This window comes from Micrococcus sp. KRD077, assembly GCF_017168505.1.
Lineage (GTDB): Bacteria > Actinomycetota > Actinomycetes > Actinomycetales > Micrococcaceae > Micrococcus > Micrococcus luteus.
In genome coordinates this window covers 249,548-260,703 of the sequence record NZ_JABFAZ010000002.1, presented here as the reverse complement: position 1 = coordinate 260,703, position 11,156 = coordinate 249,548, and the positions used below count along the sequence as shown (strand labels likewise).

Here is an 11,156-nt window from a genome sequence, read left to right as displayed (position 1 = left end):
CCCCCGGCCCCCGACACCCTCGACTTCCGGCACCCCGGCGAGCGCCGCGCATCGTGCCGACGACACCCCTCCGCCCGATCCCCACTCGAGACCCAGAGGCAGCAGACCCATGACCCGCACCGCAGTGATCACCGGCCTCGGCGCCACCACGCCCATCGGCGGCGACGTGCCCACCTTCTGGTCCCATGCCCTGCAGGGCGTCTCGGGTGCGCGCACCATGGAGCACGACTGGGTGGAGAAGTACGAGCTGCCCGTCACCTTCGCGGCGGAGCTGGCCGTGTCCACCTCCGAGGTCCTGTCCAAGGTGGAGCAGAAGCGCCAGGACCCGGCCACCCAGATGGCGACCGTCGCCGCGCGCGAGGCCTGGAAGGACGCCGGCCTCGAGGGCGCGGAGGTCGACGGCGACCGGCTCGCCGTGGCCTTCGGCACCGGCATCGGCGGCGTGTGGACCCTCCTGGACGGCTGGGACACCCTGCGCGAGCGCGGCCCGCGCCGCGTGCTGCCCATGACCGTCCCGATGCTCATGCCCAACGGCGCCGCCGGCGCGCTCTCCCTCGAGTTCGGCGCCCGCGCCGGCGCCCGCACCGTGGTGTCCGCGTGCGCCGCCGGCACCGAGGCGCTCGAGACCGCGCTGCTGCTCGTCCGCTCCGGCCAGGCCGACGTCGTGATCTGCGGCGCCGCCGAGGCCGCCGTGCACCCGCTGCCGATGGCCGCGTTCGCCGCGATGCAGGCGCTGTCCAAGCGCAACGACGACCCACAGGCCGCGTCCCGCCCCTACGACGTGGACCGCGACGGCTTCGTCCTCGGTGAGGGCGCCGGCGTCATGGTGATCGAGTCGGAGGAGCACGCGAAGGCCCGCGGCGCGCGCGTGTACGCCGAGCTGGCCGGCGCGGGCGTCAGCTCCGACTCCCACCACATCACCGCGCCCGAGCCCGAGGGCCTGGGCGCGACCCGTGCGATGCGCGCCGCCCTGAGGTCGGCCGACATCACCCCCGAGGACGTGTGCCACGTGAACGCCCACGCGACGTCCACACCCAAGGGCGACGCCCCGGAGTACCTGGCCATGCGGGCCGTGTTCGGCGACCACCTGGACCAGGTGCAGGTCTCGGCCACGAAGTCCCAGACCGGCCACCTGCTGGGCGCCTCAGGCGCGATCGAGTCGATCCTGTCCGTGCTCGCCGTGCACCACGGCCAGGCGCCCGTGACCATCAACCTGGACCACCAGGACCCGGAGATCCCGCTGAACGTGGTCACCGGCTCCCCCGCCCGCCTGCCCGAGGGGCCGCGCGTGGCCGTGAAGAACTCGTTCGGGTTCGGCGGCCACAACGCGGTGGCCGTGTTCCGCAGCGTCTGAGCCGGAGCGCCGCCGGCCGGGCGAAGGCTCAGACAGCGCGGTGCAGCCAGCGCACGTTGGCGTGGGCGGCGGCCAGCCGGAACGGCTCGAGCTCATCGTCCCAGGCCTCGCCGAGCGCGAGGGAGAGTTCGTGCATCAGCACGCTGGGGTCGCCCGCACCGGCCTCGTAGGCGTACCGGATGCGGTCCTCGGAGACCATGATGTTGCCGGAGACGTCCGTGGTGGCGTGGAAGATGCCGAGGTCCGGGGTGTGGGACCAGCGCGAGCCGTCGACCCCGGCGGACGGCTCCTCCGTGATCTCGAAGCGCAGGTGCGGCCAGCCACGCAGGGCGGAGGCCAGACGCGCGCCGGTGCCGGCGGGCGCCGTCCAGTGCACCTCGGCGCGGTGCTGGCCGGGCGCGACCGGCTGACCCTCCCACTCCACCGAGGTCGCGGGGCCGAGCACGGAGCTCAGCGCCCACTCCACGTGGGGGCAGAGGGCGGTGGGGGCGGAGAGGATGTGGACCACGCCGCGGGTATGGGTGCTGGTCATGGATGCCTCCGAGGGTGCGATGCGGTGCGTCTTCCCCTACGACCACGTCGCGGCTCCGGTGGATCCTGGGGCCATTGTGCACCAGGGATGCTGGGCCGGCAACGAGGCGGCGCGGCGCCCTGCGTGTCGTGGCGGCGCAGGGGACGGGCCGGGGGTGCTCCGGGGAGGCGTCAGGCGCGTGGGTGGGCCTGCCGGTAGCCCTCGCGGAGGCGATCGATCGAGACGTGTGTGTAGACCTGCGTGGTGCGCAGGGACGCATGCCCCAGCAGCTCCTGCACGCTGCGCAGGTCGGCGCCGCCGTCGAGGAGGTGGGTCGCGGCCGTGTGGCGCAGCGCGTGCGGCCCGCGCGCCGCGGTGTCCCCCAGGCCCTCGAGTGCCCGGTCGACGACGGTGCGCGCCTGGCGCACCCCCAGCCGGCCGCCGCGCGCGCCGAGGAAGAGGGCGGGGCCGGAGTCCGGCCGGGCCAGGCGGGGGCGACCGAGCCGCTGCCACTCCTGGAGGGCGCGGCCCGCGGGTGCGCCGTAGGGGACGGTGCGCTGCCGGTCTCCCTTGCCGGTCAGCCGGACGACGCCGCGGCCGGCCTCGAGGTCGTCCACGTCCAGGGCGGAGAGTTCGGCCACCCGGGCGCCCGTGGCGTAGAGCAGCTCGAGCAGGGCGGCGTCCCGCAGGGCCAGCGCGTGGGCGGCGGGGTCGTCGCCCGCGGCGGCCGCGTCCACACGCTCCTGGGCGGCCGCGAGGAGCCGGGTCGCCTGCTGCTCCTGGAGCACGTGGGGCAGCGTCCCCTCGGGCCGGGGCGAGCGCAGCCGCAGGGCGGGGTCGTCGGAGCGCAGGCCCTCGCGGCGCAGCCAGGCCGTGAAGGTGCGGACGGCGGCCACCCGGCGGGCCAGGGTCGCGCGGGCGAGGCCGGACCCGCTCATGGCCGCCAACCAGCCGCGCAGGTCCTCGATGTCCAGCTCGGGGAGGACGTCCGGTGCGCTGGGCCCGTGGCGAGCGGGAGCATCGTCGTCCACGGGGGGCGTCCCCGCGGTGGCGGCTGTGCCGGCGACGTAGTCGATGAGGGAATGCAGATCGGCGAGGTACTGTCTCTTATAAACATCTCCGAGCCCACGAGACGGAGCTACAACTCGTATGCCGTCTTCTGCTTGAAAAAAAAAAATAATCCTAATGGAAAATAAACATAGTCAATTTTTCATTTTCTTCAATTTCAGCTCTTAATCCTTCAGGGGCGGGACGGACGGAGGACGACGGGGCCATCCCCCCACTCTGCCATCCGCGCCCCGGGCGACGCGGCCGGAGGTCATGCGCGCCGCCACCGGTCCTCGACCCGTTCGGCCAGGCCCGCCCGCTGCAGCCGGGACAGACAGGCCAGGACGGTGGGCAGCGCGAGCCCGGCGCTGACGGTGATCCGGTCGACGGGCACCGCCTGGCGCAGGGGCAGCGCCTCGTGGACGAGGGCCTCCTCCATCGTGAGCCCGTCGGTGGGCCGCGCGGCGGGCTCGGGAGCTGCCCGGGTGGACGACGGCCCACCCGCGCCGCCGCTCCGGGCGGGCCCCTGACCGAGCAGGGCAAGGGCCTCCTGCTCGGTGGTGACGAGACGGGCGGGGCTCTCCTGCAGCAGACGGTGGCAGCCGGCCGAGCTGGGCGAGGTCACGGGGCCGGGGACGACGCCCACCTCGCGGCCGAGGCCGAACGCGTGGCCCGCCGTGTTCTGCGCCCCCGAACGCCAGCGCGCCTCGACCACCAGCACGGCCCCCGCGAGCGCGGCGATGACCCGGTTGCGCTGCAGGAACCGGTAGCGCGTGGGGCTCGCCCCGGGCGGCATCTCGGACACGAGCAGCCCGGCGGCCATCACCGCGCGGAGCAGGTCCTCGTGGCCGGCCGGGTAGAACCGGTCGAGGCCGCCGGCCAGCACCGCCACCGTGGGCGGGACGCCGTCGCGATCCGCCGCGTCTCCCGGTGCGGCGAGCGCCTGCAGCGCGGCCCGGTGGGCGGCGCCGTCGATGCCGTACGCGCCGCCGGAGATCACGCACGCGCCCTGCTGGACGGCGTGGGCGGCACAGCGGGCGGTCACCGTCCGCCCGTACGCGGTCGCCTCCCGGCTGCCGACGACGGCGAGCATCCGGTCCGCGGGAGGCAGCGTTCCGGAGCCGCGGAACCACAGGCCCAGAGGCGCCTCCTCGCCCAGGTCCGCCAGGGCGGCGGGCCAGGCGTCGTCCTCGGGGATCAGCAGGCCTCCCCCGAGCCGGTGCAGAGTCACGAGGTCGCGCTCCGGCTCCAGTCGGGCGGCCCGGGGCGCCCAGCGGGCCAGGCCCGCGGCCCAGCGCCGGGGCAGCGTGTCGGGCGTGCCGGCGTGATCGGCGAGCAGATCGCGTTCGGCGGGCTGGATCGTCTCCCGGCCCGTGAGCAGGGCGAGCGCCCGCTCCGGCCCCAGCGCCGTGACGGTCTGCACCGCGAGCGCGTCCCCGGGCTCGACCAGCCGGGTCAGGGCGGCGCGGGCGAGCCGGGCGGCGTCCGGCCGGCGCGGCCCGGCGACGGGGACGTGGTCCGCCGCCGGGGTGACGTGGGTGGTCATGCGTCCTCCTCGTTCTGGTGGCGCAGCGTGAGTGCCACGTCGGTGTCCTCGGGTGCGGGCCGTTCGGCGCCGCGCAGGTCCGCCAGGGTCCAGGCGAGGCGGAGGACGCGGGCGTGGCCGCGCGCGCTCAGCAGGCCCTGGTCGACGGCGTCGTCCGCGGGTCGGCGGGCCGCTCGGGGCACGGCGTAGGGGCCGTGCCGCAGCACCCCGGCGGGGACGTGCGCGTTGCGGCGCAGCCCGGACGGGGCGAGCCCGCGCTCGGCGGCGGTGGCCCAGCGCCGGGCCTGGCGGTCGGCGGCCGCGGCGACCCGGGCGGCCACCTGCGACGTGGTCTCGGACGCGGGCGCCCCCGTGAGCTGCCGCGCTTCGACGGGCCGCACGGTGACCTGCAGGTCGACGCGGTCCAGCAGCGGCCCGGAGAGCCGCTGGGCGTAGCGGCGGCGTTCGGGCACGCTGCACCGGCACTCGACGCCCGTGCCACCGCCCTTGCCGCACGGGCAGGGGTTGGCGGCCAGCACGAGCTGGAACCGGGCCGGGTAGACGACGGCGCCGAGGGCCCGGTGCAGCAGCACCTCCCCGGACTCGAGGGGCTGGCGCAGCGCCTCGAGGGTGCGCCGTTCGAACTCGGGGGCCTCGTCCAGGAACAGCACGCCGCCGTGGGCGAGGGAGGCCGCTCCCGGCCGGGCGAGGCCGCTGCCGCCGCCCACGAGGGCCGAGCGGGACGCCGAGTGGTGGGGTGCCTCGAACGGCGGGGTCCGGTCGATGTCACCGTCGAACCCCTGGGCCGTCCCGCCCCTGCGCCGGACACGGGCGTCGCCGCCGCGGAGGGAGCGCAGGGCGGCGCACTCGAGCGCGGTGCGCCGGTCCAGGGGAGGCAGGATTCCGGGCAGGCGCTCGGCGAGCATCGTCTTGCCCGCCCCCGGGGCGCCCATGAGCAGCAGGTGGTGGGCGCCGGCGGCTGCGACCTCGAGCGCGAACCGGGCCTCGGCCTGTCCGGCGACCTCGGCGAGGTCGGGCACCGCACGGGCCGGCTCCGGTTCCGGGGCTGTCACCTGCCGTCGGGCCGGGCGGTGGGGCGGCTCTCCGTCCGGTTCCCCGCCGAAGGCGCGGATGACGTCGTGCAGATGGGCGAAGCCGCGGACCTCGGCGCCGGGGACCAGTCGGGCCTCGGCCTCCGCATCCTCGGCGACGACCACCTCGGAGCACCCCGCGTCGACGGCGGCCATCACCATCGCCACGGTCTCCGGCGAGCGGTGCAGGGCGCCGTCGAGGCCGAGCTCGGCCAGGAACACGGGCCCCTCGACGTTCCGCACCCGCCCGTCCGCGGCGTAGGCCGCCAGGACGATCGCCAGGTCGTGGCAGGCGCCCCGCTTGTGCACCCCCGCCGGCAGCAGGTTCACGGTCAGGTGCCGCCGGGTCAGGGGCAGTCCGGCGTTGCGCGCGGCGGAGCGGATGCGGTCCCGGCTCTCCTGCAGCGCCTGGTCCGGCAGGCCGAGGAGGGTGAACCCGGGCAGGGACTGGGCGATGTCCGCCTCGACGTGCACGACCTCCCCGCGCAGACCCGCCAGCGTGATGGAGCGGGTGCGTCCGATGCCGCTCACGGCCGCACGTCCTGCAGCAGATCGAAGCGGATCCCGCCCGTGCGCGGCACCAGCACGGCGACGGCGTCGACGCGCCAGGGCGTCCCCCGGCGGTCCGCGGCGTGGGCCCGCACCCACGCCGCGGTGAGGCGGTGCAGCCGGGTGAGCTTGCGCCGGTCGATCGACTCGAACGGGTCGCCGAAGGCCAGGCCCGAGCGGGTCTTCACCTCGACGCCCACCCACCAGCCCGCGTGGTGGGCCACGATGTCCAGCTCTCCGGCCTCGCCCCGCCAGTTGCGGTCGGCGATCACGTAACCGCGCTCGGCGAGCCAGCGCGCGGCGGCGTCCTCGCCGAACCGGCCCAGTGCCGTGTGCGCGCGGCTGGCGCGCCTGTCTCCGGGCGGCTGCGCCCCGATCCGTTCCGCGGTCCCCGTCATCCCGACCACCTCCTGGGCACCAGGGTGGTCCCGGGCGGGGTCGCCGGGTGGGTGGCGGCGGGGATTGTGCGGGGCCGGACGCCTGTGCAGGAGTGGACGTCGGCGTCCCGCCCTCGGGGCCGATCAGGGGTGGGTCAGCTCGGCAGCTGGCCGTCCGGCGGGACCGTCAGGTCCTCGGTGGGCAGCTCCTCGATGTTCACGTCCTTGAAGGTCAGCACCTTCACGCGCTTGATGAACCGCTGCGTGCGGTACACGTCCCACACCCACGCGTCCTCGAGCAGGATCTCGAAGAACACGTCCCCGTCCGCCTGGCGGGGCGTCAGCCGCACGTCGTTGGCGAGGTAGAAGCGCCGCTCGGTCTCCACGACGTAGCGGAACAGGCCCACCACGTCCCGGTACTCGCGGTAGAGCAGCAGCTCGGCCTCGGCCTCGAAGTCCTCGACGTCGTCTGCGCTCATGACATGCCTCCTCAGTGTTCGCCGCGCACCCGCGACAGTCCGGGCACGCACGGCCTCCATCCTCCCCCGTCCGGGGGTCGCACGTCGAACGGGCGGCCTCGCCCGGCCCCGGGGGCTCAGTCGAACAGCGTGGGCGGCGCCTGCGCGGGCGCGCCCGGCAGCCCGAGGTTCCAGCTGCGCCGGTGCTGCTCGCTCGCCCCGCGCTCGGCCAGGGCGGCCCGGTGCGCGGCTGAGCCGTACCCCTTGTTCCCGGCCCATCCGTACCCCGGGTGCGCCGCGTCGAGGGCGATCATGACGTCGTCGCGGGCCACCTTCGCGGCGATCGACGCGGCCGCCACCGTCGCGCACCGGTCCTCGGCCCGCACCAGCATCGTGGGCTCGGGCGGCAGCGGGCGCGGCGCGGGCGCGGGGCCGGCGTCGGGATCGGAGCGGCTCAGCCAGTCGTCCCGGCCGTCGAGCACGAGGGCGACCGGCTCCTGCCCCACCGCGGCGCACAGCGCCGCCCACGCCCGTCGCCCGGCGAGGCCGAGGGCCGCCGAGATCCCCAGCGCGTCGATCTCCGCGGGGCCGGCCTCGCCCAGCGCCACCCCGGCCGCCCAGTCCTCGATCTGCGGGACCAGGGCGCGCCGGCGTCGGTCCGTGAGCGCCTTGGAGTCGCGCACCGGAGGGATCTGCCCGGCGGCGGGCAGCCACGCGGCGCACACCCCGACGACGACGGGCCCGGCCAGCGCGCCCCGGCCCACCTCGTCCATGCCCGCCACCAGCACCCGGTCCGCTCCCCGCGCGGCGAGGGCCGGCGCGGCCAGCCCCGCCTCGACGTCCAGGCCGGCGCGCACCGTCGGCCGGCCACCGCCCCGGCGGGCGGTCACGTGCGAGCCTCCGGCGCGGGCGCGTCCGGCACGGTGGCGAACGCGTCGGGGTCGGTGCCGGCGCCGCCGATCCGGTCCAGCGGCCAGACCACGAACCGGGCGCGGCCCACCACGTCGTCGAGGGCCACGAACCCGCCCCCGGGCCCGGCGCGGTGCGCGCGGGAGTCCGCCGACGCCGAGCGATGGTCACCGAGCACCCACAGTCGCCCCGCGGGGACGGTCACCTCGAACGCCTCCTGCGCGGGCGTCTCCCCCGGCGCGAGGTACGGCTCCTCCACGGGCACCCCGTTCACGCGCAGCGTCTCCTCGCCGGGTGTCCAGGAGACGATGTCCCCCGGCAGCCCGACGGCCCGCTTGATCACGTGGCCGCCCCCGGGCAGCCAGCCCTTCGTGTCTTCGAACACCACCACGTCACCGCGGCGCACCGGGAACGGATCCGGGGTGAGCAGCGTGGCGACCACGCGGTCGCCGGCCCGCAGCCCGGGCTCCATGGACGAGGACGGGATGGCGTACATGCGCGCCAGGAAGGCCCACGCCAGCACGCAGGCGAGTACGGTCACGGCGGCCGCGATCAGCGCGGTGCGGCGCCCCGTCACGGCGTGTCCCCGGAGGGGGCGTCCACGGTCCCGCGGCGGGACAGGGGCCACACGATCTCCGCGGCCCGGCCCTCGACCCGCTCGAGCGGGATCAGCCCGCCGCCGGGGGCGCCCAGCAGTGCGCGGGAGTCCCGGGAGGCGGCGCGGTGGTCGCCCAGGACGACCATGCGCCCGTCGGGCACCTCGAAGGACCAGGTCCCCGCCGCGGCCGGCTCGTCTGCGGTCACGGGCCTGCCGAGATAGGGCTCGTCCAGCGGCTCGCCCTCGCGCAGCAGCCGCCCGTCCGGGGCGCAGCACTCGAGACGGTCCCCCGGCAGGGCCAGCACGCGCTTGACGAACACGTCCTCGGCCGCGCCGACGCCCCACCACCGGGCGACGTCCTCCAGACCGCGCTCCAGCGATCCGGCCGAACGGTACGGCGCCAGGCTGCCGGCACCGTCGAACACCACCACGTCCCCGCGTTGCAGTCCCTGCCCGCCGGCCGCGGCGGCGTCCACCCGCACGCGGTCACCGGGCTGCAGGGTCGGCTCCATCGACCCGGAGGGGATGAGGTAGACGGGCCCGGTGAGGGCGCGCAGCACCGCGGCCACCACGACGGCGGCCACCACGGTCAGGCCGAGCCACGCCCACCAGCGGCTCGTGCCGGAGGCGGGGGCCGCCGTCGGGCCCGAGGAGGAGCCGGCCCCGGACACGACGGAGCCCCGTGACCGGCGGGGGTCACGGGGCTCCGAGGTGCGCATGGGTCGATCACCGGTCGGCGGGGCCGACCGGGATGATCACTTGGCGTCGACGCGCTTCTCGCGGATGCGGGCGGCCTTGCCGTGGCGGTCGCGCATGTAGTACAGCTTCGCGCGGCGCACGTCGCCCTTGGTGACGACCTCGATCTTGTCGATGACCGGGGAGTGCACCGGGAACACGCGCTCCACGCCGACACCGAAGGACACCTTGCGGACGCGGAAGGTCTCGCGCACGCCGTAGCCCTGACGGCCCATGACGTAGCCCTGGAACACCTGGACGCGGGCAGTCTTGCCCTCGATGATGTTCACGTGCACCTTGACGGTGTCGCCGGGGGCGAACTCCGGGATGTCGTCGCGCAGCGTCTTCTTGTCGAACGAGTCGAGAATGTGCATGTCGTCTCTCCTGGCGGATGCCACAGGTCAACCGCGTGGTAGGCGGGCGCACGGCCCGTCCACGTCCGCATGACGAGGGGGCCGGGTCCCGAGCCGAGGGCCGGGCTCCGCACGTGGGGTGCGGTCCCGGGGTCCGATCCGTTGACGCGCGCCCCCTGTGGCAGGTCGGGCGTCCGGCGGACACGAGGACCCATTATGCCACAGCCGATGACGTCGCGACGCCCCTCCAGCCCGTCGGGCGTGGCGGGTCAGGCCTCGGAGTCGTACGCCGCCCACAGGTCCGGACGTCGCTCGCGCGTGCGCTCCTCCTGCTGGGCCCGACGCCAGGCCGCGACCTTGCCGTGGTCGCCCGAGAGCAGCACGGGCGGCACCGCACGGCCCCGCCAGTCCGCGGGCTTGGTGTAGACCGGGTACTCCAGCAGGCCGTCCTCGTGGGACTCCTCGACGAGCGAGGCCGGGTTGCCCACGACGCCCGGCACGAGGCGGCCGATGGCCTCGATCATCGCCAGCGCCGCGACCTCGCCGCCGTTGAGCACGTAGTCGCCCAGTGAGACCAGCCGCACCTCGAAGAGCTCCTCTGCCCAGCCGAAGACGCGCTCGTCGATCCCCTCGTAGCGGCCGCACGCGATCGCCACGTGCTCCCGGCCCGCCAGTTCCCGGGCGAACCGCTGGGTGAAGCGCTCCCCCGAGGGCGTCGGCACGAGCAGCACGGGGCGGACCCCCGGCTCGGCCGACGACGACTCGGCGGGGGCCGGTGACACGGGCCCCTGGGCCGCCACGTGCTCGAGCGCGAGCGCCCACGGCTCCGGTTTCATCACCATGCCGGCGCCGCCGCCGTAGGGCGTGTCGTCCACGGTGCGGTGCCGGTCGAAGGTGAAGTCGCGCAGATCGTGGACGTGCACGTCCACGAGGCCCTCGCGGCGGGCACGGCCCAGCAGCGAGACGTCGAGCACCGCGAAGTACTCGGGGAAGATCGTGACGACGTCGAAGCGCACCGCTCAGCCCTCCGCATCCGCATCGGCGGGGCTCGCGGAGGCGGGCCCGTCTGCGGCGCCCTCGTCCTCGCCGGTGGCGAGCTCGAGCAGCCCCGGCGGCGGGGTCAGCACGAGCACGCCGGCCTCGGGGTCGATCTCCGGGACGATCTCCTCGACGAAGGGCACCAGGGCCTCCTCCTCGACGCCGTCCAACGCGACGTGCAGCAGATCCTGGACCGCCCCGGTGGTCAGGGCCGTGACGACGCCGACGCGCTCGCCGTCGACCCGCACCTCGAGGTCCACGAGGTCCTCCTCGTACCACTCGTCGGACTCCTCGGGCGCGGCGGGAACGGCGAACAGCTGGGCGCCGCGCAGGGTCTCGGCGACGTTGCGGTCCGGCGACTCCTCGAAGCCGACCACGAGGATCTGCTTGTTCCACCGGGCCCGGGTGACGGTGAGCTCCGCCGGCAGGCCCGGGGCGCCGTCGCGCACCACGAGTCGCTCGCCGGGGGCGAAGCGGGCGTCCGGGTCGTCGGTGAAGACCTGCACGGTCACCTCGCCGCGGATGCCGTGCGGCTTGCCGATGCGGGCGACGCGGACGAGGTCGTCCTGGGCTGCGGGACTCATGGGCTCTCCTGGGTGGGACGGTCGGTG

Annotated in this window: 13 protein-coding genes; 1 reads left to right on the top strand and 12 read right to left on the bottom strand. The window is 75.8% G+C overall.

Annotation, left to right across the window (positions count from 1 at the left end; genetic code table 11):
- Nucleotides 1-109 precede the first annotated feature (109 nt).
- Entirely contained in the window at nt 110-1,354 is a 1,245-nt protein-coding gene (gene fabF, locus J1M39_RS01205) for a beta-ketoacyl-ACP synthase II (RefSeq protein ID WP_206496379.1), read from the top strand.
- A gap of 28 nt (nt 1,355-1,382) precedes the next feature.
- On the opposite strand, the gene J1M39_RS01200 is transcribed toward fabF, so the two are convergent.
- The 12 genes from J1M39_RS01200 to rimM all read right to left on the bottom strand — a co-directional run bounded on the left by J1M39_RS01200 (nt 1,383) and on the right by rimM (nt 11,129).
- Nucleotides 1,383-1,886 (bottom strand): DUF3145 domain-containing protein, encoded by a 504-nt coding sequence (locus tag J1M39_RS01200; RefSeq protein ID WP_036340144.1) that lies wholly within the window; start codon nt 1,884-1,886, stop codon nt 1,383-1,385.
- Between the two features lie 170 nt (nt 1,887-2,056).
- The gene (locus J1M39_RS01195; protein WP_446740318.1) at nt 2,057-2,896 is read right to left on the bottom strand and encodes a tyrosine-type recombinase/integrase; all 840 of its coding nucleotides are present in this window, start codon (nt 2,894-2,896) and stop codon (nt 2,057-2,059) included.
- Between the two features lie 287 nt (nt 2,897-3,183).
- Nucleotides 3,184-4,458, bottom strand: coding sequence for a DNA-processing protein DprA (locus J1M39_RS01190; protein WP_020624515.1), 1,275 nt, complete (start codon nt 4,456-4,458; stop codon nt 3,184-3,186).
- Complete coding sequence (locus tag J1M39_RS01185; protein ID WP_101965521.1) at nt 4,455-6,059, bottom strand: YifB family Mg chelatase-like AAA ATPase; 1,605 nt, start codon at nt 6,057-6,059, stop codon at nt 4,455-4,457. Before J1M39_RS01185 ends, J1M39_RS01190 begins: the two co-directional genes overlap by 4 nt.
- On the bottom strand, nt 6,056-6,475 hold the full coding sequence (locus tag J1M39_RS01180; protein ID WP_002853815.1) for a YraN family protein: 420 nt from the start codon (nt 6,473-6,475) through the stop codon (nt 6,056-6,058). The genes J1M39_RS01185 and J1M39_RS01180 overlap by 4 nt, the downstream gene beginning before the upstream one ends.
- A gap of 134 nt (nt 6,476-6,609) precedes the next feature.
- A complete protein-coding gene (locus J1M39_RS01175) occupies nt 6,610-6,933 on the bottom strand; it encodes a DUF2469 domain-containing protein (RefSeq protein WP_002853817.1) in 324 nt (107 codons plus the stop codon).
- Between the two features lie 116 nt (nt 6,934-7,049).
- Nucleotides 7,050-7,802: a ribonuclease HII gene (locus tag J1M39_RS01170; RefSeq protein ID WP_036312829.1), complete on the bottom strand. Its 753-nt coding sequence runs from the start codon at nt 7,800-7,802 to the stop codon at nt 7,050-7,052.
- Nucleotides 7,799-8,398, bottom strand: a complete 600-nt coding sequence (gene lepB / locus J1M39_RS01165) for a signal peptidase I (protein ID WP_036312832.1) — start codon at nt 8,396-8,398, stop codon at nt 7,799-7,801. The genes J1M39_RS01170 and lepB (J1M39_RS01165) overlap by 4 nt, the downstream gene beginning before the upstream one ends.
- On the bottom strand, nt 8,395-9,138 hold the full coding sequence (gene lepB, locus J1M39_RS01160) for a signal peptidase I (protein WP_206496378.1): 744 nt from the start codon (nt 9,136-9,138) through the stop codon (nt 8,395-8,397). Before lepB (J1M39_RS01160) ends, lepB (J1M39_RS01165) begins: the two co-directional genes overlap by 4 nt.
- A gap of 36 nt (nt 9,139-9,174) precedes the next feature.
- Complete coding sequence (gene rplS, locus J1M39_RS01155; RefSeq protein WP_036340124.1) at nt 9,175-9,528, bottom strand: 50S ribosomal protein L19; 354 nt, start codon at nt 9,526-9,528, stop codon at nt 9,175-9,177.
- A gap of 248 nt (nt 9,529-9,776) precedes the next feature.
- Nucleotides 9,777-10,523, bottom strand: a complete 747-nt coding sequence (gene trmD / locus J1M39_RS01150) for a tRNA (guanosine(37)-N1)-methyltransferase TrmD (RefSeq protein ID WP_206496377.1) — start codon at nt 10,521-10,523, stop codon at nt 9,777-9,779.
- Between the two features lie 3 nt (nt 10,524-10,526).
- Complete coding sequence (gene rimM / locus J1M39_RS01145) at nt 10,527-11,129, bottom strand: ribosome maturation factor RimM (RefSeq protein ID WP_206496376.1); 603 nt, start codon at nt 11,127-11,129, stop codon at nt 10,527-10,529.
- Between the last annotated feature and the right edge of the window lie 27 nt (nt 11,130-11,156).

Bases quoted from the DNA above. Each gene is read 5' to 3' on its own strand.
- fabF (WP_206496379.1), top strand. From the start codon at position 110: ATGACCCGCACCGCAGTGATCACCGGCCTCGGCGCCACCACGCCCATC.
- J1M39_RS01200 (WP_036340144.1), bottom strand. From the start codon at position 1,886: ATGACCAGCACCCATACCCGCGGCGTGGTCCACATCCTCTCCGCCCCC.
- J1M39_RS01190 (WP_020624515.1), bottom strand. From the start codon at position 4,458: ATGACCACCCACGTCACCCCGGCGGCGGACCACGTCCCCGTCGCCGGG.
- J1M39_RS01180 (WP_002853815.1), bottom strand. From the start codon at position 6,475: ATGACGGGGACCGCGGAACGGATCGGGGCGCAGCCGCCCGGAGACAGG.
- J1M39_RS01175 (WP_002853817.1), bottom strand. From the start codon at position 6,933: ATGAGCGCAGACGACGTCGAGGACTTCGAGGCCGAGGCCGAGCTGCTG.
- lepB (WP_206496378.1), bottom strand. From the start codon at position 9,138: ATGCGCACCTCGGAGCCCCGTGACCCCCGCCGGTCACGGGGCTCCGTC.
- rplS (WP_036340124.1), bottom strand. From the start codon at position 9,528: ATGCACATTCTCGACTCGTTCGACAAGAAGACGCTGCGCGACGACATC.
- rimM (WP_206496376.1), bottom strand. From the start codon at position 11,129: ATGAGTCCCGCAGCCCAGGACGACCTCGTCCGCGTCGCCCGCATCGGC.